23 protein-coding genes are annotated in these 26,157 nt (G+C 59.9%); 19 read left to right on the forward strand and 4 right to left on the reverse strand.

The window, feature by feature from the left end; all coding sequences use genetic code 11:
• Window positions 1-226 precede the first annotated feature (226 nt).
• Window positions 227-1,252, reverse strand: coding sequence for a DUF2793 domain-containing protein (locus AAIH70_RS08365; protein WP_165931926.1), 1,026 nt, complete (start codon window positions 1,250-1,252; stop codon window positions 227-229).
• 257 nt (window positions 1,253-1,509) lie between these two features.
• Here AAIH70_RS08365 and AAIH70_RS08370 point away from each other — a divergent pair, with 257 nt between their 5' ends.
• From AAIH70_RS08370 to AAIH70_RS08420, 11 genes are all read left to right on the forward strand, one after another.
• Window positions 1,510-2,763 carry a sarcosine oxidase subunit beta family protein gene (locus AAIH70_RS08370; protein WP_132271711.1) on the forward strand — a complete coding sequence of 418 codons (1,254 nt, stop codon included), beginning with the start codon at window positions 1,510-1,512 and terminating at the stop codon, window positions 2,761-2,763.
• Window positions 2,764-2,811: 48 nt separating this feature from the next.
• Window positions 2,812-3,090: a sarcosine oxidase subunit delta gene (locus AAIH70_RS08375; protein ID WP_132271712.1), complete on the forward strand. Its 279-nt coding sequence runs from the start codon at window positions 2,812-2,814 to the stop codon at window positions 3,088-3,090.
• Window positions 3,087-6,044 (forward strand): sarcosine oxidase subunit alpha family protein, encoded by a 2,958-nt coding sequence (locus AAIH70_RS08380; RefSeq protein WP_132271713.1) that lies wholly within the window; start codon window positions 3,087-3,089, stop codon window positions 6,042-6,044. The genes AAIH70_RS08375 and AAIH70_RS08380 overlap by 4 nt, the downstream gene beginning before the upstream one ends.
• 10 nt (window positions 6,045-6,054) lie before the next feature.
• Window positions 6,055-6,603 carry a sarcosine oxidase subunit gamma family protein gene (locus AAIH70_RS08385; RefSeq protein ID WP_132271714.1) on the forward strand — a complete coding sequence of 183 codons (549 nt, stop codon included), beginning with the start codon at window positions 6,055-6,057 and terminating at the stop codon, window positions 6,601-6,603.
• 4 nt (window positions 6,604-6,607) lie between these two features.
• Window positions 6,608-7,300, forward strand: a complete 693-nt coding sequence (locus AAIH70_RS08390; protein WP_430033792.1) for a hypothetical protein — start codon at window positions 6,608-6,610, stop codon at window positions 7,298-7,300.
• 320 nt (window positions 7,301-7,620) lie between these two features.
• Entirely contained in the window at window positions 7,621-8,523 is a 903-nt protein-coding gene (locus AAIH70_RS08395) for a branched-chain amino acid ABC transporter permease (protein WP_132271716.1), read from the forward strand.
• 1 nt (window position 8,524) lies between these two features.
• On the forward strand, window positions 8,525-9,916 hold the full coding sequence (livM, locus tag AAIH70_RS08400) for a high-affinity branched-chain amino acid ABC transporter permease LivM (RefSeq protein WP_132271717.1): 1,392 nt from the start codon (window positions 8,525-8,527) through the stop codon (window positions 9,914-9,916).
• Window positions 9,916-10,794: an ABC transporter ATP-binding protein gene (locus AAIH70_RS08405; RefSeq protein ID WP_132271718.1), complete on the forward strand. Its 879-nt coding sequence runs from the start codon at window positions 9,916-9,918 to the stop codon at window positions 10,792-10,794. The genes livM and AAIH70_RS08405 overlap by 1 nt, the downstream gene beginning before the upstream one ends.
• Window positions 10,794-11,522 (forward strand): ABC transporter ATP-binding protein, encoded by a 729-nt coding sequence (locus tag AAIH70_RS08410; RefSeq protein ID WP_132271719.1) that lies wholly within the window; start codon window positions 10,794-10,796, stop codon window positions 11,520-11,522. The genes AAIH70_RS08405 and AAIH70_RS08410 overlap by 1 nt, the downstream gene beginning before the upstream one ends.
• A 39-nt stretch (window positions 11,523-11,561) precedes the next feature.
• Complete coding sequence (locus AAIH70_RS08415) at window positions 11,562-11,915, forward strand: DUF6867 family protein (RefSeq protein WP_132271720.1); 354 nt, start codon at window positions 11,562-11,564, stop codon at window positions 11,913-11,915.
• 145 nt (window positions 11,916-12,060) lie between these two features.
• The gene (locus tag AAIH70_RS08420) at window positions 12,061-13,182 is read left to right on the forward strand and encodes a branched-chain amino acid ABC transporter substrate-binding protein (protein ID WP_132271721.1); all 1,122 of its coding nucleotides are present in this window, start codon (window positions 12,061-12,063) and stop codon (window positions 13,180-13,182) included.
• Window positions 13,183-13,498: 316 nt separating this feature from the next.
• Here AAIH70_RS08420 and AAIH70_RS08425 read toward each other — a convergent pair whose 3' ends face one another.
• The 3 genes from AAIH70_RS08425 to AAIH70_RS08435 form a co-directional block, all read right to left on the reverse strand.
• A complete protein-coding gene (locus AAIH70_RS08425; protein ID WP_132271722.1) occupies window positions 13,499-13,702 on the reverse strand; it encodes a hypothetical protein in 204 nt (67 codons plus the stop codon).
• Between the two features lie 73 nt (window positions 13,703-13,775).
• Window positions 13,776-14,714: a response regulator gene (locus tag AAIH70_RS08430; RefSeq protein ID WP_430033796.1), complete on the reverse strand. Its 939-nt coding sequence runs from the start codon at window positions 14,712-14,714 to the stop codon at window positions 13,776-13,778.
• Entirely contained in the window at window positions 14,707-18,090 is a 3,384-nt protein-coding gene (locus tag AAIH70_RS08435) for a hybrid sensor histidine kinase/response regulator (RefSeq protein WP_132271724.1), read from the reverse strand. The genes AAIH70_RS08430 and AAIH70_RS08435 overlap by 8 nt, the downstream gene beginning before the upstream one ends.
• A 293-nt stretch (window positions 18,091-18,383) precedes the next feature.
• Between AAIH70_RS08435 and AAIH70_RS08440 the strand changes: the two genes are divergently transcribed.
• The 8 genes from AAIH70_RS08440 to urtE all read left to right on the forward strand — a co-directional run bounded on the left by AAIH70_RS08440 (window position 18,384) and on the right by urtE (window position 26,038).
• Window positions 18,384-19,205: an aspartyl/asparaginyl beta-hydroxylase domain-containing protein gene (locus AAIH70_RS08440; RefSeq protein ID WP_245519019.1), complete on the forward strand. Its 822-nt coding sequence runs from the start codon at window positions 18,384-18,386 to the stop codon at window positions 19,203-19,205.
• 80 nt (window positions 19,206-19,285) lie between these two features.
• Entirely contained in the window at window positions 19,286-19,414 is a 129-nt protein-coding gene (locus AAIH70_RS08445) for a hypothetical protein (protein WP_281033522.1), read from the forward strand.
• A gap of 275 nt (window positions 19,415-19,689) precedes the next feature.
• Complete coding sequence (urtA, locus tag AAIH70_RS08450; protein ID WP_132271726.1) at window positions 19,690-20,979, forward strand: urea ABC transporter substrate-binding protein; 1,290 nt, start codon at window positions 19,690-19,692, stop codon at window positions 20,977-20,979.
• Window positions 20,980-21,168: 189 nt separating this feature from the next.
• Window positions 21,169-22,776: an urea ABC transporter permease subunit UrtB gene (gene urtB / locus AAIH70_RS08455; RefSeq protein WP_132271728.1), complete on the forward strand. Its 1,608-nt coding sequence runs from the start codon at window positions 21,169-21,171 to the stop codon at window positions 22,774-22,776.
• Window positions 22,773-23,936, forward strand: a complete 1,164-nt coding sequence (urtC, locus tag AAIH70_RS08460) for an urea ABC transporter permease subunit UrtC (RefSeq protein ID WP_132271729.1) — start codon at window positions 22,773-22,775, stop codon at window positions 23,934-23,936. The genes urtB and urtC overlap by 4 nt, the downstream gene beginning before the upstream one ends.
• A 14-nt stretch (window positions 23,937-23,950) precedes the next feature.
• Window positions 23,951-24,712, forward strand: coding sequence for an urea ABC transporter ATP-binding protein UrtD (gene urtD, locus AAIH70_RS08465; RefSeq protein ID WP_132271730.1), 762 nt, complete (start codon window positions 23,951-23,953; stop codon window positions 24,710-24,712).
• Window positions 24,713-24,804: 92 nt separating this feature from the next.
• A complete protein-coding gene (locus AAIH70_RS08470) occupies window positions 24,805-25,323 on the forward strand; it encodes a hypothetical protein (protein ID WP_132271731.1) in 519 nt (172 codons plus the stop codon).
• A 19-nt stretch (window positions 25,324-25,342) separates the two neighbouring features.
• A complete protein-coding gene (gene urtE, locus AAIH70_RS08475) occupies window positions 25,343-26,038 on the forward strand; it encodes an urea ABC transporter ATP-binding subunit UrtE (protein WP_132271732.1) in 696 nt (231 codons plus the stop codon).
• Window positions 26,039-26,157: the final 119 nt, after the last annotated feature.

Consider the following 26,157-nt stretch of genomic DNA (forward strand, 5'->3'; position numbering starts at 1 on the left):
CGTTTGTCTAGATCCTGATATAACACATACTCAGGACTGCTCAACCCGCTTGATTAGGGATCAATTAAGGCTGTCATGAATTCATTGAGATATTTTTGCATTGCAGCAATTTCATGACAGCCTTGATTCAAATTTTAGGCGATGATCCGTATCTCTATGTTTCTTCTGGGTTGTGCGTGTTCATACCACTTTGAAGTGTCGATGCGTTCAAACCATGGCAGTCGGATCACAGCATGGCGACAGTCAATTGTGTCAAGGTGGGAGCGAAATAGATCTGTGCCGTTCCGGTATGCCGCAAGGACAGCTCATCGCCTGCAGCCAGAAAAGCGACCTGCGTGTGGGACAGGCCCAGAGGCGCGGCTGCCGGAGCCCACAGGCCAAACATAAGGTTTGAGCCGTTGATCATGAGACTGGTCACATGGCCGGAAGAACTCGTGGCAGTGACAAGCAACGAAATCAGATAAAGACCGGCTGCCGGAACCTTGAGGGCCTGGCCGATGCTGCCAATTTGCGACCCGAGCACCACGCCGCCCTGTACCTGGTCCAGTCCGGTAAAACCGCTGTCAATCGTATCCGTCTGATTCACGGCGCCATCGTTCCTGTAGGCGCGGCCAGCCGGCCTTTGAGGCAGGTTGATGACACCACTCTGGTCAATTTTGAGCGCCGTATGCCAGTCTGCGCCATTGCTGACCTTGATCGAAAAATCATTGTCGCCGGCAAGACCAATTTCGGCATGGCCCGTCCAGTTCGATTGGAACAGCAGCGTTGCCGTGTCGGTGAGGGCGGATTTATTGATCTTTGCCTGATGCCCGTGGCCGACATGGGTGAACAGGCTGGCTTCGGAGGCAACCGCCAGACGATTATAGCTGTCTGCGCTGGTATTGATGCCAAGCATGTCGGGGGTCGCATTGCCGGTATCGACAGTGCTCCACACCGAGCCATCGAAAATTTTCAGCTTCTGCTCGGGGGTGAACCATGCGAGCCAGCCCTGTTTCGGGCGGAAGAAGGACCATGCGCCATCCTGCCTGGCAGCGATATGGCCGTCATAGCCGGCCCAGTCGCCGCCGGCATCTGCCGCCACGATAAAACGTGCGCCTTCGGCCGGGGCTGCCGGCGGGGCGGTCAGCTCGGCTTCGACGGCGAGATGAACGATCGCATCGAGGGCCAGCAGTGCCTCGTTATGGGTGACGTGTTTCTGCGCCTGCGACGGCAGGATGAAAGGCATCGAGATATTGGTCGTGCGGTCTGCCATGTGTCGTCTCCTTTGACGAGGTTGAACAGACGGGATTTTAAGTCCTGCGCGGAATGCGTGGATGAACTCGGAGTCAAGCGATTGAAAAGATTGAATCGGGTGTCGAAAACGTCCACGCCTGTCTGGCAGCGTGAAAAACGTGCCTTTCTTCCGCCGGCCGTGAAAAATGGTCGCAAACAGAATGTTGTGAGCGGGTTTGCGCTTGTTCTCGGACGCGCTTATGCGCATGTTGGCCGCGTTTAAAACAGGACCTTCGCATGCGTTATTCCGCCCTTTCCATTCTCAGACAGGCGCTGTCGGGCAATCGCGGCTGGAAACCGGTCTGGCGAGAACCGCAGCCGAAACCGCATTACGATGTGATCATCGTCGGCGGCGGCGGGCATGGTCTGGCGACGGCCTATTATCTGGCCAAGGAATTCGGCATCAAGAATATCGCGGTGCTGGAAAAGGGCTATATCGGTTCCGGCAATGTCGGCCGCAACACCACGATCGTGCGCTCCAACTATCTGCTTGAGGGCAATATTCCCTTCTACGAATTCTCGCTGAAACTGTGGGAAGGGCTGGAGAAGGATCTCAACTACAATGCCATGGTCAGCCAGCGCGGCGTGATGATGCTGGCGCATTCCGACGGCCAGCGCGACGCCTTTGCGCGGCGCGGCAATGCCATGCGCATGCATGGGGTCGATGCCGAGCTGCTGGATCGCGAAGACCTGCAGAAGATGATGCCTTACCTTAATTACGATCACGCCCGTTTCCCGATCAAGGCCGGTCTTTTGCAAAAGCGCGGCGGCACGGCGCGTCATGATGCGGTGGCCTGGGGATATGCGCGTGGTGCCGACAGCCACGGCGTCGATATCATCCAGCATTGCGAGGTGACCGCCATCCGCCGCGACGAAAACGGCAAGGTCACAGGCGTCGAGACGTCAAAAGGGTTTATCGGCTGCAACAAGCTGGCGCTGGCGACGGCCGGCCATTCCTCCGAGACGGCGCGCATGGCCGATCTGCGCCTGCCGATCGAGACACATGTGCTGCAGGCCTTTGTCTCGGAAGGCATCAAGCCGGTGATCGACAATGTCATCGTTTATGGCGGCGGCCACTTCTATATCTCGCAATCCGACAAGGGCGGTTTGGTTTTCGGCGCCGACATCGATTATTACTCGTCCTATGCGCAGCGCGGCAATCTCGCCATCGTCGAATCCACCATGGAGGAGGGGGTGTCGCTGATCCCCGGCCTTTCGCGGCTCAGGGTTCTGCGCAGCTGGGGCGGCGTCATGGACATGTCGATGGACGGTTCGCCGATCATCGACCGCACGCCGATCGACAACCTCTATCTCAACGCCGGCTGGTGTTACGGCGGCTTCAAGGCGACGCCGGCCTCCGGTTTCTGTTTTGCGCACCTGATCGCCAGAAACGAACCGCATCATGTGGCGCGCGCGCTGCGGCTGGACCGTTTCGAGCGCGGTTATGCGGTGGACGAGGCGGGCAAGGGTCCGCAACCGAACATTCATTGAGCTGGCGCCCAACCGGCCCCGAACTGGCATGAACCGAGTATTTTTCAGATGGCAAGCCTGATCACCTGCCCGCATTGCGGACGACGACCCAAGGAAGAGTTTTCCATCCGCGGCGATGCCGTGCCGGAACGGCCGGCGCCTGCCGCCTCGGAGGAGGCTTGGCATGCTTATGTCTATCTGCGCGACAATCCGCGTGGAAACATTCGCGAATATTGGCATCATGTGGCCGGTTGCCGCCGCTGGCTGGTGGTCGAGCGTGATAACCTGACCCACGCGGTTTTTGCCGTGACCGATGCACGCGAAGCAGCCAAGGGAGGTACGGCATGACCTCGTCGCGTATCGCCAATGTCGGGCTGGTCGATCACAGCCGCGTCGTGAAATTTTCGTTCGATAGCCGAAGCTACAAGGGTTTCGAGGGCGATACGCTCGCCTCGGCGCTTTTGGCCAATGACCAGATGCTGATGGGCCGCAGCTTCAAATATCATCGCCCGCGCGGGCCGGTGACGGCGGGAGCGTCGGAACCGAATGCGCTGGTGACGATCGGAAAGGATGCGCGCACCGAACCGAACACACGCGCGACCGTTGCCGAGCTTTACAGCGGCATGGTGGCGAAGAGCCAGAATGCCTGGCCTTCGCTGAAATTCGATATCGGTTCGATCAACGGTGCACTGTCGCCGATGCTGGGCGCCGGTTTCTACTACAAGACCTTCATGTGGCCGGCTGCCTTCTGGGAAAAGCTCTATGAGCCGGTCATTCGCCGCGCCGCCGGTCTTGGCAAGGCGGTGATGGAAGCCGACCCGGATCGATATGAAAAAAGCTGGGCGCATTGCGATCTGCTGGTGGTCGGTTCCGGCCCGGCCGGGCTGATGGCGGCGCTGACGGCCGCTCGCGCCGGTTTGCGGGTCATCCTTGCCGAGCAGGATTTTCGTCTGGGCGGTTCGCTTCTGTCCGAAACCGCAGTGATCGGCGGTGTTTCGGCACCCGATTTCGTCTCGGCGACGCTGGCCGAACTCGCAGCCATGCCGAATGTGACACTGATGCCGCGCACCACCGTGTTCGGATGGTATGACGACATGGTGTTTGGCGCTGTCGAAAAGGTGCAGAAACATGTGGCCGTGCCGAGCGCCGACAAGCCTGTGGAACGGCTGTGGCGTATCGCGGCCGGTCGCGCCATTCTTGCATCCGGCGCGGAAGAACGGCCGCTGGTGTTCGGCGGCAATGACCGTCCCGGCATCATGACGGCGGATGCAACGCGCACCTATCTCAACCGTTATGGCGTTGCCACCGGTCGCAAGGTTGCCGTGTTCACCAATGGCGGTTCCGGTTATCGCACCGCCGCCGATTTGTCCGCACGCGGCGTCAATATCGCTGCCATCATTGATTCACGCGCGGAATCTGCGGATTATGCGCCTTATGGCGTGCGGGTTATCCGCAGCGGCTCGATTGTCGATACCAAGGGCGGCAAGCGCCTCTCCGGCATCATGACCAACCGCTTTGGTTATGACGAGATGATCGACTGCGATGCGCTGGCCATGTCCGGCGGCTGGTCGCCGATCGTGCATCTGATGTGCCAGCGCGGCGCCAGGCCGGTGTGGTCGCAGGAGGCGCAGGCGTTTCTGGCCCCGGATGTCGGGCCGCTGTTCATCGCTGCCGGTTCGGCTGCGGGACACGCTACCATGTCCGAATGCCTGCGCGATGGCGCCACCAAGGCGCATGCGGCAGTGGAAGCCGTCGGCCGTCTGGTCGGGCATGTGAATACGCCGGAGGTGGAGGGCGAATACGATCCGTCCTTTGCGCCGCTCTGGTATGTGCCGGGTGCGCGCTCGAAAGCCTTTGTCGATTTCCAGAACGATGTGCATGTCGATGATCTGGCGCTGGCGACCCGCGAAGGGTTTGGCCATGTCGAACATGCCAAGCGTTACACCACCAACGGCATGGCGACCGATCAGGGCAAGCTCGGCAATGTCAATGCCGTGGCGCTTCTGGCCGGCATGCGTGGCGTGTCTCCGGCCGAAGTCGGCACCACCACCTATCGTCCGTTCTACACGCCGGTTTCCTTCGGCGCACTGGCCGGCACTGCGCGGGCCGAACAGTCGCGGCCGATCCGCACTTCGCCGCTGCATGGCTGGGCCAAGAAGAACGGCGCGACCTTCCTCGAAAGCGGGTTTTGGTATCGCTCCGCCTATTTCGTTGAGGGCGAGGAAAAGACCTGGCGCGAAAGCGTCGATCGCGAAGTGCTCAACGTGCGCCAGAATGCCGGCCTCTGCGATGTCTCGACGCTCGGCAAGATCGAGATTTTTGGTAGCGACGCCGCCGAATTCCTGAACCGCGTTTACTCGAATGCATTCCTGAAACTGCCGGTCGGCAAGGCGCGGTATGGCCTGATGCTGCGTGAGGACGGCATGGTCTTCGATGACGGCACCACCAGCCGACTGTCGGAAAACCACTATGTGATGACCACCACGACGGCTTACGCGGCCGAAGTGATGGCGCATCTGGAATTTGCCTCGCAAACCTTCTGGCCGGATCTCGACGTGCGTTTCGTCTCGACCTCGGACCAATGGGCGCAGATGTCGCTCGCCGGGCCAAAGTCGCGAACCATCCTGCAAAAGCTGGTCGAGGAGGATCTTTCCGACGCGGCTTTCCCGTTCCTCGCTGCACGAGAAGTGCGGTTGAAGGGTGGGCTTTCTGCGCGGCTGTTCCGTATCTCGTTTTCTGGCGAGCTGGCCTATGAGCTGGCCGTGTCCGCCGGTTATGGCGAAGCGGTCGCCGATGCGATCATGGAGGCCGGGCGCGAAGAGGGGATCTGCGCCTATGGCGTTGAGGCGCTCGACGTGCTGCGCATCGAAAAGGGCCATGTCACCCATTCCGAACTCGATGGCCGCACCACGGCCGATGATGTCGGCCTTGGCAAGATGATGTCGGCGGCCAAGCCCGACTTCATCGGCAAGCGCCTCTCCACCCGTTATGGCCTGACAGCCGCAGATCGGCTGCAGATGGTCGGCCTGAAGCCGGTCGAACTCGACAAGCCGCTCAAGGCAGGCGCTGCACTGCTGCGCGAAGGTGTCGAGCCGTCGATGACGGCGGGGCAGGGGTTTGTCTCTTCGGCCTGCTTCTCGCCGCATATCGGCCAGTGGATCGGGCTTGCCATGCTGAAATCCGGCCGCGAGCGCATCGGTGAAAAGATCCTCGTCTGGGATGCGGTGCGCAGTACCGAGTTTCTGGCGGAAGTCTGCTCGCCTGTTTTCGTTGATCCCGATAACCTGAACCTGCACGCCTGAGGTCATGCCGATGTCGATTTCCTTCACACACCGGCACATCCTCGAGGACCGCATGGGCGGTTACGAGCCGAGCCCGAATGCCAACCACCTGACGGTCGTTCGCCGCCCGGTGATCTTTTCCACGCTCGCGCATGCCGGCCATGAAGCCGCGGTGGCCGAAGCGCTGTCGCTGGTCGAGGATGTCGTCGTCCGGTCGGTCAGCCCGTCGGATTGGCTGGTCGTATCGCAAAGTGCCAGCGCTGCAACGATTTCGGCATCTCTGGCCACCATTCCGGGCCTCTCCTTTGCCGAGCAGAGCGATGGACAGGTGCTGATGGCGCTATCCGGCCCGGACGTGCGCACCATCCTTGCCAAATGTGTTGCGGTGGATCTGCATGCGGACATGTTTGCCGAGGGGCAGTCGGCGCCGATGATGATCTGCCGCGTTGCCGGCAATCTGGCCCGCACCGGTGCCGATGCATTCGAGATCATCGTGCCGCGCTCCCATGCGGCCTATGTCTTCGACGAATTGCGCGACGCCGGTCGTGAGTTTGCGATGACGCGCGGGTTTGGAGATTAAAGAGATGACAGCAGCCGGCCGTCGCAGGATCCGATGGGGCCGGGTGATGCCTGTGCTTGTCCTGTTGCTGATCGGTGCCGCTTATGCCGGATGGCGGGTGTTTTTGACGCGCTCCGTCACGATCCGGCTGGAACCTGCGGGGTATGAGCTGACCTACACCATGGCCTGGGATACCAGCATGAGGGAAAGGGTGACTCTATCCAAGGTTGGCAGCCCCTTTCAGGGTGCTTCCAGCGAATGGATAGAACTTTGGAAAAGACCGTATGATTCCGGCCTGTCTGTCTATCGAAATCAGGATGGATCACGATATTATCTGGGCACCGTCTACAAGCTTTTGATTTTCGAGCCGGCTTCGGGAAGCCTTTCGTCCCATTGCAATCCGGATGCTGCTCCAGCCCGGACCGATCTGGGTGCGCAACTGGAATTTTACAATTCGCATGAGGTACGCGAGTCCTTAGATCCCGGTGGCCGCGATCTTTTCGAATACATCGAGGAAGATCAGGTGTCGGGTGCTGTGCCCGACGATCCGCCAGAATCTCGTTATTTTACTGGGCTCCAGTATCTCGGGCGCTTTGGCCTCGTGCGGCCGCCTAAGTCTTGGCCTGGGTCTGGGGCAGGGCGTGGTGACGAAATTCGCTTCGTTCCGGCCGGGCATGCTCCCGAACCCCAGGGTAGTCTGGTCAGCCGCTGTGGTTGAAAGCGGGCGAAGCGATGCCCCATGTTTTGATGACCGACTAATTCACTCTAGGATTGCGGGATTCCTCCGGTTTTATCCACCAGAGGTCGGTCATATCCAGCTATTTCCGCACAGAATTTGTGACGTGTGTGCCGCATTTTTAGCATTGGTGAGCGTATTTGCGCCATCCTGGGCAAAAGCCCACTAATTTTTTTCTGCCTCTTTCTTTTGCACTTCACATTTCTATCGAAACGGGTAGGAATCAAAAAAATTGAAGATCCCATAAGGGACACTGACACAAAAGATGCGGCCGCCCAAAGATCGCATCCAGGGGAAACTACATGGAATATTTTATCCAGCAGCTCGCAAACGGGCTGACTCTCGGATCGATCTATGGCCTCGTGGCAATTGGTTACACGATGGTCTACGGCATTATCGGCATGATCAACTTCGCCCATGGCGACATCTTCATGCTCGGCGGTTTTGCTGCCCTGATCGTCTTTCTCATCCTCACCACGTTCTTCGCCGGTATTCCGGTGGCGCTGGCGCTTCTGGTCATGCTGATCGTCGCCATGCTGATGACGGGTTTGTGGAACTGGACGATCGAGCGCATCGCCTATCGCCCGCTGCGCGGCTCGTTCCGCCTGGCGCCGCTGATTACCGCGATCGGCATGTCGATCGTGCTGTCCAACTTCATCCAGGTGACGCAGGGCCCGCGCAACAAGCCGATCCCGCCTCTGGTCACCGAGGTCTATCATATCGGTAATATCACCATTTCGCTGAAGCAGATCCTGATCGTGGTGATCACCTCGATCCTGCTGTTCGCCTTCTGGTACATCGTCAACAAGACGCCGCTGGGTCGTGCCCAGCGCGCCACCGAACAGGACCGCAAGATGGCGGCTCTCCTGGGCGTTGATGTCGACAAGACGATCTCGATCACCTTCATCATGGGTGCAGCACTCGCCGCCGTCGCCGGTTCGATGTACCTGATGTATTATGGTGTCGCCTCGTTCAACGACGGCTTCATTCCGGGTGTGAAGGCCTTCACGGCAGCCGTTCTCGGCGGCATCGGTTCGCTGCCTGGCGCTGTTCTCGGCGGTCTGCTGATCGGCCTCATCGAAAGCCTGTGGTCAGCCTATTTCTCGATCGCTTACAAGGATGTCGCAACCTTCGCCATCCTCGCCATCGTGCTGATCTTCAAGCCCACCGGCATTCTTGGCCGGCCGGAAGTGGAGAAAGTGTAACATGGCCATCGCATCGGAAAACAACGTCCAGCCGGACGTCATGGCCAAGGCCATCAAGGAAGCCGTGTTCGCAGGCGTCGTCGCCTTCTGCATGTTCCTGCTCTTCGTCGGCATCGAAACTTATCAGGACATCAACAACCAGCTGGTCTGGCGCACGCGCTGGGGTCTTCTGGCGGTGTTCGTCGCGGTTGCCGTTGTCGGCCGTTTCGTGACGGTCGCCTTCATCAAGCCGCATCTGGACAAGCGCAAGCTTGCCAAGGCGAAAACCGGCGTTCTGGACATCTCGGAAGAAAAAAGCTTCTTCCACAAGCATTTCCTCAAGATCGCGCTGGTCTTCCTGCTTTGCTATCCCTTTCTGGCGATGATGATCTTTGGTCGTCAGGGCTCGCTGAAATATGTCGACAACTTTGGCATCCAGATCCTCATCTACGTGATGCTTGCCTGGGGTCTCAATATCGTCGTCGGTCTCGCCGGCCTGCTCGATCTGGGTTACGTCGCCTTCTATGCGGTTGGCGCCTATTCCTACGCGCTGCTGTCGTCCTATTTCGGCTTCTCCTTCTGGCTTCTCCTGCCGATGGCCGGCATTCTCGCCGCTCTCTGGGGTGTCATTCTCGGCTTCCCCGTCTTGAGATTGCGAGGGGACTATCTTGCGATCGTGACGCTGGCCTTCGGTGAAATCATCCGGCTTGTGCTGATCAACTGGACGGATGTCACCCGCGGTACCTTCGGTATCTCCGGCATCGCCAAGGCTTCGTTCTTCGGCATCTGGTCCTTCGACGTGGGTGCAGCGAACAATTTCAACAAGGCCTGGGGGCTTCCGTCTTCCTCTGTCTATTACAAGATGTTCCTGTTCTACATCATCCTGGCGCTGTGCATGCTGACGGCCTATGTCACCATTCGCCTGCGTCGCATGCCGATCGGTCGCGCCTGGGAAGCCCTGCGCGAAGACGAAATCGCCTGCCGTTCGCTCGGCATCAACACCGTCGCCACCAAGCTGACGGCGTTTGCCACCGGCGCCATGTTCGGCGGTTTCGCCGGATCGTTCTTTGCTGCCCGTCAGGGTTTCGTATCTCCGGAAAGCTTTGTCTTCCTGGAATCGGCAGTCATCCTTGCCATCGTCGTTCTCGGCGGCATGGGTTCGCTGACCGGCATCGCCATTGCGGCGGTGGTCATGGTCGGCGGTACCGAGCTGTTGCGCGAAATGGAATTCCTGAAGCACGTGTTCGGACCTGACTTTACGCCCGAACTCTACCGCATGCTGCTCTTCGGTCTGGCGATGATCATCGTCATGTTGTTCAAGCCGCGTGGCTTCGTCGGCACCCGTGAACCGACGGCCTTCCTGAAGGAGAGAAAGGCTGTCTCCGGCAGCTTCACCAAGGAAGGCCACGGCTGATGGCGACGGGTACAACGACAATGGCAAAAGACACGATCCTCAAGGTCGAACACCTGTCGATGAAGTTCGGTGGCCTGATGGCGATCAACGACTTCTCGTTCGAAGCCAAGCGCGGCGAAATCACCGCGCTGATCGGCCCGAACGGCGCCGGCAAGACCACGGTGTTCAACTGCATCACGGGCTTCTACAAGCCGACCATGGGCATGCTCACGCTCAACCGCTCGAACGGCAAGGAGTTCCTTCTGGAACGCCTGCGCGATTTCGAGATCAACAAGGTGGCGGGCGTCTCCCGTACCTTCCAGAACATCCGGCTGTTTTCGGGCCTCACCGTTCTGGAAAACCTTCTGGTCGCGCAGCACAATGTGCTGATGAAGGCCTCGGGTTTCACGATCCTCGGCCTGCTGGGGCTTCCGACCTACAAGAACGCCGCCAAGGCGGCGATCGAAAAGGCCGAATACTGGCTGGAAAAGGCCGATCTGACCGATCGTGCCGATGATCCGGCGGGTGACCTTTCCTATGGCGCGCAGCGCCGTCTGGAAATCGCCCGCGCCATGTGCACCGGGCCGGAACTGCTCTGCCTGGACGAACCGGCCGCCGGCCTCAACCCGAAGGAATCGCTGACGCTCAACGCGCTTTTGCGTGGCATCCGCGACGAGGGCACGTCACTGCTCCTGATCGAGCACGACATGTCCGTCGTCATGGAGATTTCCGACCACGTCGTGGTGCTGGAATATGGCCAGAAGATTTCCGACGGCACGCCCGATCACGTGAAAAACGACCCGAAGGTGATTGCAGCCTATCTCGGCGTCGAGGATGACGAAGTTGAAGAAATCGAGGAAAAGCTCGACAAGGGCATTATCGAAGAGGGGACCGTCTGATGACCGGTGAACCGCTTCTCAAAGTCCAGGCCGTCGAGACCTATTACGGCAATATCCGTGCTCTCTCGGGCGTCGATGTCGATGTCCACAAGGGCGAGATCGTCAGCCTGATCGGCGCCAATGGCGCCGGCAAGTCGACGCTGATGATGACCATCTGCGGTTCTCCGCAGGCCCGCACCGGACAGGTCATCTTCGACGGCGAGGATATCACAAGGCTGCCGACGCACCTGATCGCGCGCAAGCGCATCGCCCAATCGCCGGAAGGCCGTCGCATCTTTCCGCGCATGACGGTTTACGAAAACCTGCAGATGGGTGCCGGGCTCGACAACCTGAAATATTTCAACGAGGACGTGGAGAAGATCTTTACCCTCTTCCCCCGCCTCAAGGAACGCCAGAGCCAGCGCGGCGGTACGCTGTCGGGCGGCGAGCAGCAGATGCTGTCGATCGGCCGCGCGCTGATGGCGCGTCCGAAGCTGCTTTTGCTGGACGAACCGTCGCTCGGTCTCGCACCCTTGATCGTCAAGGGCATTTTCGAGGCGATCAAGAAGCTCAACAAGGAAGAGGGGCTCACCGTCTTCCTCGTCGAGCAGAACGCCTTCGCGGCGCTGAAACTGTCGGATCGCGGTTATGTCATGGTCAACGGCAAGGTTACGATGAGCGGCACCGGCAAGGAGCTGCTGATCAATCCGGAAGTCCGTGCGGCCTATCTCGAAGGAGGCCGGCATTGAGCGCGACCATTCTCACCCTCATCACGGGGAGCAACTGACATGCAGGGTCTGTTTTTCGAAGACGACACGACGGTTCGCTATTTTCTGCGCGGCATCGTGCTGCTGCTCGGTTTCTGGACCGCATGGCGGGCCGGCAAGGCGGCGGCGGAAGGCTGGAACGGTTATCGCGAAGTCGTGATCTATGCGGTGCTTTTGACCTGCGCCATGCAGTTCCTGCATTATGCGCTGTTTCAGGGGCCGTTCATCGACGCCTTCTATTTTATCCTTGATCTTGTTCTTCTTCTGGTTTTCGCGCTGGCCGGTTTCCGTATCCGTCGCACCAAACAGATGGTCCAGAACTATTACTGGCTTTACGAGCCGACCTCCGCGTTTTCGTGGAAGAACAAAGATTGACAGCCGGTCTAATCTGAATTCAGATCGGTTTGAACAAGAACAATAACACACCTCAAGGTGGAACAGCTTTCCGGCGTGGCGATGGTGGGTGTCGCGCTGGATCCCAAAAAAACCGCTCACCTCTTAAATAACTGGGAGTTATTCAATGAAGAAGTCTCTTCTTTCCGCTGTTGCGTTGACGGCCATGGTTGCCTTCGGCGGCAACGCCTGGGCTGACATCGTCATCGGCGTCGGCGGTCCTCTGACCGGCCCGAACGCCGCATTCGGTGCACAGCTCCAGAAGGGCGCCGAACAGGCCATCGCAGACATCAACGCTGCCGGCGGCATCAACGGCGAAAAGCTGACGATCGCGCTCGGCGACGACGTCTCCGACGCCAAGCAGGGCGTTTCCGTTGCCAACAAGTTCGTTGCTGACGGCGTCAAGTACGTGGTCGGTCACTTCAACTCGGGCGTTTCGATCCCGGCTTCGGAAGTTTACGCCGAAAACGGCATTCTCGAAATCACCCCGGCTGCAACCAACCCGGTCTTCACCGAGCGCAAGCTGTGGAACACCTTCCGCACCTGCGGCCGTGACGACCAGCAGGGCGGCGTTGCCGGCAAGTATCTTGCTGAAAAGTTCGCTGACGCCAAGATCGCCATCATCGACGACAAGACACCTTACGGCCAGGGTCTCGCTGAAGAGACCAAGAAGGCCTATAACGCGCTCGGCAAGAAGGAAGTCGTTCGCGAAGGCGTCAACACCGGCGACAAGGATTTCTCCGCCCTCATCGCAAAGATGAAGGAAGCCGGCGTTTCGATCATCTACTGGGGTGGTCTTCACACCGAAGCCGGCCTGATCATCCGTCAGGCAAAGGACCAGGGCCTCAAGGCAACGCTCGTGTCTGGTGACGGTATCGTCTCCAACGAGCTTGCTTCGATCGCCGGCGATGCCGTCGAAGGCACGCTCAACACCTTTGGCCCGGACCCGACGCTGAAGCCTGAGAACAAGGCACTGGTTGAAAAGTTCAAGGCCGCCGGCTTCAACCCGGAAGCCTACACGCTTTACTCCTATGCCGCCGTTCAGATCATTGCCGAAGGCATCAAGTCTGCCGGTAGCGCCGATGACGCTGAAGCCGTTGCCAAGAAGCTGCACGAAGGCACGTACAAGACCGTTCTGGGCGACATCGCCTTCGACGAAAAGGGCGACCCGAAGCTTCCGGGCTACGTCATGTACGAATGGAAGAAGGGCCCGGACGGCAAGTTCAGCTACTTCCAGCAGGGCAGCTGAGCCGGCAAGGCTTGAGCCTCAACGTATTCAGGGAGCCCGGCGCGAGCCGGGCTCTTTGCGTTTTGGGATGTGTTTTTGGGCGGCGGAATGAGACGGTGCGGCGTACTCCTTCTGATCTCCCCCCCTTGAGGGGGAGATGTCACCGTGAGGTGACAGAGGGGGGGTGGCAACGGTGCGGCATACGGTTTGCAAACGGCATTTGCGCCAGAAACACCCCCCTCTGTCCTGCCGGACATCTCCCCCTCAAGGGGGGAGATCGGCTGAACGGCATCCTCTGTATTCCATCGCCATTGTCCGATTCGACGCGATTTCCCCGTCAGGCTTCCCCATCCCGCCGCCTTATCAGATCACGCTCCGACGCCGTCACCTCGTCTACTGACGCACGCTCGTCGTCGATTTCTACCTTCGCCGCACCCGCGCCGTCTCGCCAGACTTTTTGCACGGCATCGATGGCTTCGCGCGCCGTCTCGGCCTCGATGCTGGGGCGATTGCCGTCGAGGGGCTTGATCTTGAATGACATGGTTCGGCCTCCGGGTTAGGAGGCACAACAGGACGGGCGACGCTTCCGTTCCAAATTGTTTTGGGCCGGGACATCACATCTCGTGCAGCACATGCGCGGCCTTCACCGCCGCCGATGCCCGGTTCTCGACGCCGAGTTTGACGTAAATCTGCTCCAGATGCTTGTTCACCGTGCGTGCCGAAAGCCCCAGAATATCGGCGATATCGCGGTTGGCCTTGCCCTTGGCGATCCAGAGCAGCACTTCGGATTCGCGCTGGGTCAGCGGAAAATGCTGACGCAGGATGGCATCGTCGGAGCGTTCGCGGGCGGCTGTCAGCCGGAACAGGAATTCGTCGGCTCCAATCGCGCCGAGGAAGGAAAATTGCAGGCTGGCGGCCTCGGCCGCATTGGCTGCCGGTGCGGGCAGCGAAAAGCTGGCATCGCGGGAAAAGCCCGGCTTGCCGCGTTCCGCCATCCAGGCGGCGAGGCGGGCGGCGACGATTTCCAACCCTTCGTCGCTGCCGGTGGCGGCATTGATCAGACGGGTTGCCTGCGGTGTGGACCAGTGCACGGCACCGGAGCCGCGGGCTGCCAGCAGATGTCGGCCGGCGGCATCGAGTGCGACGCGGGCGCTCTGGGCGGAGCGGGCATTGGACAGATGAACGCGGATGCGGGCGCGCAGCTCGTCGATATTGATCGGTTTGGTGAGGTAATCGACGCCGCCGCTGTCGAGTGCGTTGACGACATGTTCGGTCTCTGTAAGGCCGGTCATGAAGATCACCGGCACCTGCGCCACCGCGCCATGCGCCTTCAGCCTCCGGCAGGTTTCGAAACCGTCCATGTTCGGCATGACCGCATCCATCAGCACCAGATCGGGTGTGATGCGCTCGACGATGGAGAGGGCAGCCTGTCCCGATGTGGCGATCAGCACCGAAAAACCGGACTGTTCCAGCGCGTCGGTGAGGAAGCCGAGCGCCTCGGGGCTGTCATCGACCAGAAGCACGATATCGCGGGGCGTCGTCGTGTCAGGCATTGTCAGCTTTTTCCTCGTTGAAACGGTTCAGGAAGGCCATGTAACCGGCGATGTCGAAGGCCTGTACGTAAACACCGGCCTGTTCCGCGAAGGGGCGATTTTCTTCCGCCTTGGCCAGATCGGCAAGTTTTGCCTCGATGCCACGGACATAACCGATCTCGCCCAGTTGGAGAAGGTCCTGAAGATGGGTCGAGCCGGGGCTTTGGACGGTTGCCGGTCTGGGTGCCGGTTCCGGTGGCTGATCCTCCTCATAGGTCCATTTTAGCCCGAGATGGACGGCGAGCTTGTCGGCCAGACGGCGCACGTTGACCGGTTTGGCGATCGCGTCGTTATGGCCATCTGTGCCGTCGGGCGTGCCGGCGCCATCACCGATATTGGCCGACAGCATGACGATCGGCGCGGTCTGCCCCTGTTCGCGCAGTTTTGCGACGAGTTGCCAGCCGCTCATGCCCGGCATGGAGATATCGACAAGGAAAAGGTCGGGTTTGACGCCTTCGATCAGCGTCAGGCATTCCGGCCCGCTTGCCGCCGTCAGCACGACAAAATCCATCGGCGTCAGCACTTCGCGCATCAGTTCGCGATGATCCTGATTGTCATCGACCACGACGATGGTGCGGCGCGGGCCGGTATAAGAGGTGATCTTCTTTTCCAAGGCCGGTGCGGTGCTGGGGCGATGCACGGCCGACAGCATCAGCCGCACCTTGAAGGTCGAACCTTCATCCTTGGCGCTGGCAACAGTGATCTCGCCACCCATTGTGTTGGTCAAAAGTTGCGTGATGGTGAGGCCGAGACCGAGACCCGGCATCGGACGAATGCTTTCGGCCTCGCCGCGCTGAAAGGGTTCGTAGATGCGGCCGAGATCCTTTTCGGCGATGCCGCGTCCGGTATCGGCGATGGAGAATGTCGCGACCTGGCTGCGATAGGCAATGTCGAAGCGCACCGTGCCGTGGTCGGTGAATTTTATGGCGTTGGACAGAAGGTTGACGAGGATCTGGCGCAGGCGTTTTTCGTCAGTGCGCACATATTGCGGCAGGGTTTTGGCGCGGTCGTGTTCGAAGGTCAGGCCCTTGGCCTGCGCCTGCATGGAAAACATCTCGACGATCTGGTCGAGAAAATCCTGGATGTTGATCTCGTTGGAATAGACCTGCAGGCGGCCCGCCTCGATCTTGGAAATATCCAGCAGTCCGTCGATCAGGCCCGAGAGATGATCGGCGGAGCGCTTGATCACCTTGATGGCGGATTGCCGTGGGGCAGGGATGGTGTCGTCTCGCTCCAAAATCTGGGCGTAACCGAGCACGGCGTTCAGGGGTGTGCGCAATTCATGCGACAGGCCGACCACATACCGGCTCTTGGCGCGGTTGGCGGCCTCGGCGGTTTCCTTGGCTTCCTGCAAGGCGGCGTCGGTTTTCTTGTGGGCGGAGATTTCTTTCAGCAGCAGTGTGTTCTGGCGCGAGGATTCTTCTTCCGCCACCACCCGGCTGTCATGGGCAAGCACATAAAACCACGAGACGATGCCGGCCATGATGGCAAAGACGAAAAACACGATCGAGATCGTGCCATAGATGATTTCGGCATTGGCGGGTGCTGCCTCGCCGGCCTGATAGGCGATCATGCCGAGAATGGCGCCCATGGCCGAAATCGAGATGACGGCGGTGGTGGCGTAACGTCCAAGCCGCGTCGTCAGCTTGGTGATGACGGTTTCCGGCAGGAAGGCGCGGGCGACAGTGCCGACCTGCGTGTTCAGCCGCGCATGCGGTTTGCACATGTCGTGGCAGCGGCTGTCGAGCGAACAGCAGAGCGAACAGATCGGCGCGGCATAGGCGGGACACCAGGCCATGTCTTCGTGTTCGAACGGGTGTTCGCAGATCGAACAGGTGATGGAGCCGAGGGTCGCCCAGCTTTTGCGCTGTTTTCGCGCCAGGTAATATTTGCCCTTGGTGGCGAAGGCGATGGCCGGCGACAGCAGAAGCGCGATCAGGGTGATGTAGGTGGAAAGCGATGCCCAGAGTGGCCCGAACAGGCCGAAATGAGCGGCCAGCGCGATCGTGGCAGAGCCGAACATGGCGCCGATGCCGACCGGGTTGATGTCATAGAGATGCGCGCGCTTGAACTCGATGCCCTGTGGCGAGAGGCCGAGCGGCTTGTTGATGCAGAGATCGGCCGAGATGGTGCAGAGCCATGACATGGCGATGATCGAAAAGATGCCGAGTGTCGCTTCCAGCAGCCGGTAGATGCCGAGTTCCATCAAAAGCAGCGCGATGGCGACGTTGAACACCAGCCAGACGACCCGGCCGGGATGGCTATGGGTCAGGCGCGAGAAGAAATTCGACCATGCTAAGGACCCGGCATAGGCGTTCATCACGTTGATTTTCAGCTGCGACACGACAACGAAAGCGGCCATCAGAAGAAGGGCGGCGGTCTCGTTGGGGATCATGTAGCCGAAGGCGGTGAGATACATATGGGCGGGATCGGCGGCCTCGTGTGCCGGGACGGCGGTCGACAGCGTCAGCACCGCCAGAAACGAACCGGCCAGCAGTTTTGGCACGCCGACGACCACCCAGCCGGGACCGGCGAGAAACACCGCAAAACGATGCCGCCACTTGTGCACGCCTTCGGATGGCAGGAAGCGCAAAAAGTCGACCTGCTCACCGATCTGCGGCATCAGCGCCAGAATGACGGCGGAGGCTGCACCGAATTCCACGAGGTCGAAGGGAGCGGCACCACCGATTTCACCGTTGGAATGACCGATGCCGGCAAAAGCCCGCCAGAGGTCGAATTTTTCCCAGTCGAGGAAGGCGATGAAGACGAAGGGCAGGATGTTCAACACGATCCAGAACGGCTGGGTGATCAGCTGGAAACGCGAGATCAGCTGCACACCATAGATGACCAGCGGGATCACCACCACGGCGCTGATGATGTAACCGATCCATGGCGGAATGCCGAAGGCGAGGTCCAGTGCGCCGGTCATGATCGAGGCCTCGATCGCAAACAGCATGAAGGTGAAGCTGGCATAGATCAGCGAGGTGATGGTGGAGCCGATATAACCGAAGGAGGCACCGCGCGTCAGGAGGTCGATATCGACGCCGTGGCGGATGGCATAACGGCTGATCGGCAGGCCGATGACCAGCATGACGATGGCGGCGGCGATGATTGCAAAAAACGCGTTGGTGGTGCCGTAGGAAAGGGTGATCGTGCCGCCGATCGCCTCCAGCGCCAGAAAGGAAATCGCGCCGATGGCGGTCTGCGAAATGCGGCTGGAGGAAAACCGTCGGGCGCTTTTTGCGGTGAAGCGCAGCGCATAGTCTTCCAGCGTCTGGTTGGCCACCCAGCGATTGTATTCTCGGCGGACGGGGATGATGCGTTGGCGTGCGGCCATGCCTGAAAACGAGCGCCTTTGACAGGGAGACTGATATTTGGGCAGTTTCTGCTGCGGCGCAGCGTTTGGCAAGCGACATGCAACCTGAACGGCCATTGTTTTGCCGGATTTTCCCTTGTCATTGTTGTGCCGGCTATCAAAAATCGCCGGACAGGTCGACATACTGACAGAAGCGCTTGCAAGCCCGTTGGGGCGCTCCATGTCAGAACCGATCAGACATGCATACCGGCACAGCGGCCGCCGGCAACGTTTTCACGCCGCGCCAGATCAACCCAATATTTCAGGCGTTTCCCGTGACCTCCACATCTCCCGACGCAGAAGAACCCTCGCAGGATTTCGGCACGACCGGCATTGCGCCGATGGAACGTGCCAGCCCCATCACCCGCTTTTTCATGGGCATCGTCGCCTGGGCGGAGAAGCTGAATTTCAGGCACGCAAAACTCGGCAACCCGCCGGTCTATGACAATGCCACCTTTCCCTGGGCTGCCGAGATCGAGAAGGCCGCTCCGGCGATCCGCGCCGAACTTGACCGTATTCTTATGCGCAAGGACGAGTTGCCGAGCTTTCAGGACATTTCCACCGACGTGAAGACGATCTCCACCGATCAGGGCTGGAAGACGTTTTTCCTGCTCGGTTTCGGCGTGCGCTCGGAGCAGAACATCAAGGCCTGCCCGGACACATGGAGTGCGATGCAGCAGATACCCGGCCTGACGACGGTGATGTTTTCCATCTTCGAACCGGGCAAACACCTGCCCGCCCATCGCGGTCCCTATAACGGTGTGCTGCGCCTGCATCTGGGCCTGATCGTGCCGGAAAATTCGGGCGATATTCTTGCCATCCGCGTCAAGGACCAGATCTGCCATTGGCAAGAGGGCAAGGTGCTGATCTTCGACGATGCCTATGAGCACGAGGCCTGGAACCACACCGACAAGACCCGCGTCGTGCTGTTTGTCGATTTCGTCAAGCCGCTGAATTTCCCGGCCCGGCTGGTCAACTGGCTGCTGATGCACATGGCGATTTTCACGCCCTTCATCCGCGAAGGTCTGGACAACCACAAGGAATGGGAAAAGAAATTTTATGCGCAGGCCGAGGCGCTGCGCAATCGGCCGAACTGAGGGCCATAAGGCGATAATAGCGCTTGCTATTTCACCGTAATCAGCGGCTAGACTTGTGCGTCAACATGAGGAGACACGCCATGGCCAAGGGTCAGGTACGCAGCAACAAGGAAACGCGAAAACCCAAGAAGGACAAGGTCGCTGCAAGCGCGGCTCCGACCTTGGGATCGCAGGTCAAACTGGCCGACAGTTCCACGAAAAAGAAGTAATTCCTATTCGCTCGACCTGCGCCGGATATCCGGTGCCCTGAAAACCGGCAGCCGCTTATCTCCAGCGGCCGCCGAATTGAGCCTATCGCAGCCGTACCCGGCCGGCCGAGCCCCGCGCTATCATGCGCCGCGCAAATGCTCCCGCTTTCCCCCTCCGGCTACGTCATTTTGCGTATTCGAGTTTGCGGTGCAGCAGCCGATAGTCGGCTTAAGCAACGGTTAACAAGAGGCGCAGGCCCCCGTTGCTTGAACGAACAAGAAGAGGGGTTCGACCAATGACATTCAAGAGCAAACTGGGAGGCGCGCTGTTGGCCGCCGCGATGTCGGCAACCGCGCTGTCCGGCGCCTTTGCCGCTGACGACACGATCAAGATCGGCGTGCTGCATTCGCTGTCGGGCACGATGGCGATTTCGGAAACCACGCTGAAAGACGCCATGCTGATGCTCGTCGAAGAGCAGAATAAGAAGGGTGGCGTTCTCGGCAAGAAGCTTGAGGCCGTGGTTGTCGACCCGGCTTCCGACTGGCCGCTGTTTGCCGAAAAGGCCCGCCAGCTGATTTCCCAGGACAAGGTTGCCGCCGTGTTCGGTTGCTGGACGTCTTCGTCGCGCAAGTCCGTGCTGCCGGTGTTCGAGGAGCTGAACTCGATCCTGTTTTACCCGGTCCAGTACGAGGGTGAAGAATCCTCGCGCAACATCTTCTATACCGGCGCTGCCCCGAACCAGCAGGCCATTCCGGCCGTCGATTATCTGGCTGCCACCGAAGGCGTCGAGCGCTGGGTTCTGGCCGGTACCGACTATGTCTATCCGCAGACGACCAACAAGATCCTGAAGGCCTACCTGATGTCGAAGGGCGTCAAGGAAGAGGACATCATGATCAACTACACGCCGTTCGGTCATTCCGACTGGCAGACGATCGTCTCCGACATCAAGAAATTCGGCTCGGCCGGCAAGAAGACCGCTGTCGTTTCCACCATCAACGGTGACGCCAACGTGCCGTTCTACAAGGAACTCGGCAACCAGGGTATCAAGGCGGAAGACATTCCGGTCGTCGCCTTTTCCGTCGGTGAAGAAGAGCTCGCCGGCCTCGACACCAAACCGCTGGTCGGCCATCTCGCCGCCTGGAACTACTTTCAGTCCGTCGATGCGCCGGTCAATGCCGAGTTCATCAAGAGCTGGCACGCCTATACCAAGAACGACAATCGCGTCACCAACGACCCGATGGAAGCCGCCTATATCGGCTTCAATGCCTGGGTGAAGGCCGTCGAGGCTGCCGGCACGACCGAGACCGACAAGGTTCTCGACAGCATCATCGGTGTTTCCGTGCCGAACCTGTCGGGCGGCACCTCCACCGTCATGCCGAACCACCACATCACCAAGCCGGTGCTGATCGGTGAAATCCAGGCCGATGGCCAGTTCGACATCGTGCAGGAAACGGCGGCTGTGGTGGGCGACGAATGGTCGGATTACCTGCCGGACTCGAAGGACCTGATCTCCGATTGGCGCAAGCCGATGGAATGCGGCAACTTCAACGTCGCCACCGGCAAGTGCGGCGGCAAGGGTAGCTGATCTTTTCCTTCGAGGCAAAGACCCCTCCCAACCCTCCCCACAAGGGGGAGGGCTCTAACCCAGTCGCTCCGCCAAGGTTTTCAATGAGCCGAAGTGGGTGCCGCGAATTTTCTCCCCCCTTGTGGGGGAGATGGCCGGCAGGCCAGAGGGGGTAATGCCCCCGACGCCAGCCACCCGGGGGACACACATATGCTTATCCGTTTCATCACTCTCATCTTCCTGATCCTCGCCTCTGCCGCGCCATCCTTCGCGCAAGCGCCGGACCCAAAGCCGCTGTTCAACCAGCTGGCCGATGCCGATTTCAATGCGGCTGAAAAGCTTGTCGGGCAGATCGCCACGACCGGCGATACCCGTGTCGTGCCGGCGCTCAATGCCTTTGCCGAGGGTGACCTCTATTTCCGCAAGTCCGACAAGGCGGTGTTCGCCGCGAAGCCTGCCGGTGCGCAGCTCGAGCTGATCGACCCGGTAACGGGCGAGAGCGCCGGTCAGGTTGCCAAGGGTGCGGTGACAAAAATCAGGATCAACAACAATCTACGCCGCGCCATTCGCGCCGCTCTCGGTGGCCTGACGCTGATGAGCCCGGATCGCGGCACGCGGCTTTCTGCCGCCGATGCCATCCTGCGCTCGCCAAGCGCCGAGGCGCTCGATCTGGTCGAGGCCGCCCTTGCCAAGGAAACCGACGCCACCGTCAAGGCGCGCATGGAAGAAGCCCGCGCCGTGTCGCTGCTTTCCTCCGACCGTTCCATCGATGACAAACGCGCCGCCATCGCAACCATCGGCAAGCTCGGCGGACGGGACGCGCTCGGCATCCTCAATGCGGTTTCCTCCTCCATCGATGCCAGCCTCAAACCCGATCTCGATGCGGCGATCACCGCCATCCAGAACGAACAGCAGCTGTGGGACATGGCGCAGAACGTCTGGTACGGCCTGTCGCTCGGCTCGGTGCTGCTGCTTGCCGCCATCGGCCTTGCCATCACGTTTGGCGTCATGGGCATCATCAACATGGCGCATGGCGAAATGGTTATGCTCGGCGCCTATTCCACCTTCGTCGTGCAGCAGGTGATCCGCGAAAATGCGCCCGGCCTGTTCGACTGGTCGCTGACGATAGCGCTGCCGGTCGCCTTCCTCGTCACCGGTGCGGTTGGCCTTGTGATCGAGCGCGGCGTCATCCGTTTTCTCTATGGCCGGCCGCTGGAAACGCTGCTCGCCACCTGGGGCATTTCGCTGATCCTGCAGCAGAGCATCCGCACCATCTTTGGTCCGACCAACCAGGAAGTCGGCAACCCGTCGTGGATGTCCGGTTCGTTTCCGGTTGGCGGTATGACGATCACCTGGAACCGCATGTGGATCGTCGTCTTTTCGCTGTCGATCTTTGTCGGTCTGCTGCTTCTGATGAAACGTTCCGCCTTCGGCCTGCAGATGCGCGCCGTCACCCAGAACCGCCGCATGGCCTCGTCCATGGGCATCAAGACGCCGTGGGTGGACGCCTTCACCTTCGCGCTCGGCTCCGGCATTGCCGGGATTGCCGGGGTGGCGCTTTCCCAGATCGACAACGTCTCGCCGAACCTTGGCCAGAGCTACATCATCGATAGCTTCATGGTCGTGGTGTTCGGCGGCGTCGGCAATCTCTGGGGCACGCTGGTGGGCGCTCTGTCGCTCGGGATCCTCAACAAGTTTCTCGAACCGTCGGTCGGGGCCGTGCTCGGAAAGATCCTCGTGCTCGTGCTGATCATCCTCTTCATCCAGAAACGTCCGCGCGGCCTGTTCGCGCTCAAGGGAAGGGCGATCGAAGCATGATTTCCGCCTTCATCTTTCGTGCCCTGAAAGGCCATATCGTCGTCACCGTTGCCGTCATCCTCGCTTTCGCGGTGCTGGTGCCGGCCTCCAACCTGCTGCTGGCGCCTGACCATGCCCTGCACATCCCGACCTATGTCATGTCGCTGATGGGCAAATATCTTTGTTATGCGCTGCTGGCGTTGGCGCTCGATCTGGTCTGGGGGTATTGCGGCATTCTCTCGCTCGGCCACGGGGCGTTTTTCGCGCTCGGCGGTTATGCCATGGGCATGTACCTGATGCGGCAGATCGGTTCTCGCGGCGTCTACGGCAATGCCGACCTGCCGGATTTCATGGTCTTCCTCAACTGGAAGGAATTGCCGTGGTTCTGGTACGGGTTCGACATGTTTCCGTTCGCGATGCTGATGGTGCTGTTCGTGCCGGGCCTGCTCGCCTTCGTGTTCGGCTGGTTCGCATTTCGCTCAAGGGTGAACGGCGTCTATCTGTCGATCATCACCCAGGCGATGACCTATGCACTGATGCTTGCCTTCTTCCGCAACGACATGGGGTTCGGCGGCAATAACGGCCTGACCGACTATAAGGAAATCGTCGGCTTTTCCGTGCAGGGCGGCGGTACGCGTGCGGTTCTGTTCGCCATGTCGGCGCTGATGCTGGCGCTTTGCCTGCTGATTGCCTCGGCCATCGTCAATTCGAAATTCGGCAAGGTGCTGGTCGGCGTTCGCGATGCCGAAAGCCGGGTGCGGTTTCTCGGTTTCCGCGTCGAAAACATCAAGCTGTTCACCTTCGTCGTCTCGGCCATGTTTGCCGGTATTGCCGGTGCGCTGTTCGTGCCGCAGGTGGGCATCATCAATCCGGGCGAATTTGCGCCGGCCAACTCGATCGAGGTCGTCGTCTGGACAGCGGTCGGCGGGCGCGGCACGCTGATCGGGCCGATCATCGGCGCGGTTCTGGTCAATGCCGGCAAAAGCTATTTCACCGGTGCCTTCCCTGAACTCTGGCTGTTTGCGCTGGGCGGGCTGTTCATTGCCGTCACGCTGTTCCTGCCGAAAGGGATCGTCGGCACCATCCAGAGCGGTTTTACCGGGCGCAAGGCGATGCGGGCCGCAGCCGATGCCGAAAAGGGCCGTGGTGACGTGACCGCGGTCGCGCAGGCGGCGGAATAGGAGAGGGCGCCAAGATGAACACGATTGCCGAAACACGCTCGAAAAGCCTGCTCTATCTGGAGGATGTCTCCGTCTCCTTCGACGGGTTCAAGGCGCTCAATTCGCTTTCCTTCGTCGTCGAGCCGGGAGAGCTGCGCGCCATCATCGGCCCCAACGGCGCCGGCAAGACGACGATGATGGATATCATCACCGGCAAGACGCGGCCGGACACGGGCAAAGTGCTGTTCGAGGATGAGATCGACCTGACCAGAAAGGATGAGGCCGATATCGCCCAGCTCGGCATAGGCCGCAAATTCCAGAAGCCGACCGTGTTCGAAAGCCATACGGTCTGGGACAATCTGGAACTGGCGCTGAACCGGCCGCGCGGGGTGTTTTCAACATTATTCTACAAGCTTTCGGCCGAAGACACCGCGCGTATCGAAGAAATCCTCGACACGATCCGCATGAGCCACCGCAAAAACGAACTCGCCGCCAATCTAAGCCACGGCCAGAAACAATGGCTGGAAATCGGCATGCTGCTGGCGCAGGAGCCAAAGCTGCTGCTGGTGGATGAGCCGGTGGCGGGCATGACCGATGCGGAGACGGCCGAGACGGCGGTGCTGTTGCGCGAGATCGCCAAAAGCCGTTCGGTCGTGGTGGTCGAACACGACATGGGCTTTATCCGCGAGCTTGGCGTCAAGGTGACGTGCCTGGCGGAAGGCTCTGTTCTTGCGGAAGGCTCGATCGACTTCGTGTCGAGTGATCCCAAGGTGATCGAAAACTATCTCGGTCGATGACACAAGCTGGCGCGGTGGAGAAAAACTTCAAGTCTTGCAGATGATGATGGAACACGCTGTAAAGGCAGCGTTTTTTACTTTGGGGTTTCATCATGGCTTTGCTTGGCATTCTGGTTATGGCAATCGGCGGCGCGGCCGTCTGGTACTGGCGATTGAAGATGGTGCGCGAGGCGGGCAGCGAAGTCATCGACTCGATCGAACGCATGCGTGGCGCCTTCAAGCGCCGGCAGTTTCGCAAGAAGGCGGAGGCCGCACCGCTCGCTTCCATCGCCGATCCGGCGATCGCGGCGGTGGCCTTCTTCTTCTGCATCGCCAAGGAGAAGCCGATCTATCTGGAGGCGGCCAAGGATGTCATCCGCAACCGCATGGCCGGCATCATCCGGCCGGGCGACATGGATGAAGTGATGGTGTTTTGCGAATGGGCTTCGAAAAACACCATCAATCCGGAGGATCCGATCCGCCGCTTCCGCGACATGTGGATGAAGGCGCTGGATACCAACGAACGGATACAGCTGATCGGCATTGCCGAGGAAGTCGCCGAAGTCGGTGGTGACCGGACGAATGAACAGGAGCAGGCGCTGCAGGTGCTCAGGCGCACGCTCATGAGTTGAACAGAAAAGGGTTTTGGGGATGCTCGCAGTCAACAATGTCAATCTGCATTACGGTGCCGCACAGGCGCTGCGCGGCGTCTCCATCCATGCCGAAATGGGCAAGATCACCTGCGTGCTCGGCCGCAACGGCGTCGGCAAGTCGTCGCTGCTTCGCGCCGTGACCGGCCAGAAGCCGGTCAGCGCCGGCACGATCTCGTTTGATGGTGCATCATTGAACGGGCTTTCGCCCTATGTGCGCGCCAAGCACGGCATCGGTTATGTGCCGCAGGGGCGCGAAATCTTTCCGCTTCTGACGGTGAAAGAAAACCTCGAGACCGGTTATGCGCCATTGGCGCGCAGCGAGCGTACCATCCCTGACGAAATCTTTACCCTGTTTCCAGTTTTGAATTCCATGCTGTCGCGTCGCGGCGGCGATCTGTCGGGCGGACAGCAGCAGCAATTGGCCATTGGCCGCGCCATGGTCACGCGCCCGAAAATTCTCGTGCTGGACGAGCCGACCGAAGGCATCCAGCCATCGATCATCAAGGATATCGGCCGCGCCATCCGGTATTTGCGGGATTCCACCGGCATGGCGATCCTGCTGGTGGAGCAATATCTCGATTTCTGCCGGGAACTCGCCGACCATGTCTACATCATGGATCGTGGCGAGATTGTGCATGAGGGGGGCGCCGAAACGCTGGATACGGCAGAAGCAAGGCGTCACCTGACCGTCTGACGCGTTTTTTGCGCCACAGCTGCCATTTATTGCATGGCTGCTACCCGGTGCGACTATTTAAATCGCTTCTAATAAGTGCTATTCAACTGCCATTCAGACAGTCGAAATCCACCCCGCAC

It is taken from the genome of Neorhizobium sp. BT27B (assembly GCF_050455485.1).
In the GTDB taxonomy this organism is placed as follows: domain Bacteria; phylum Pseudomonadota; class Alphaproteobacteria; order Rhizobiales; family Rhizobiaceae; genus Neorhizobium.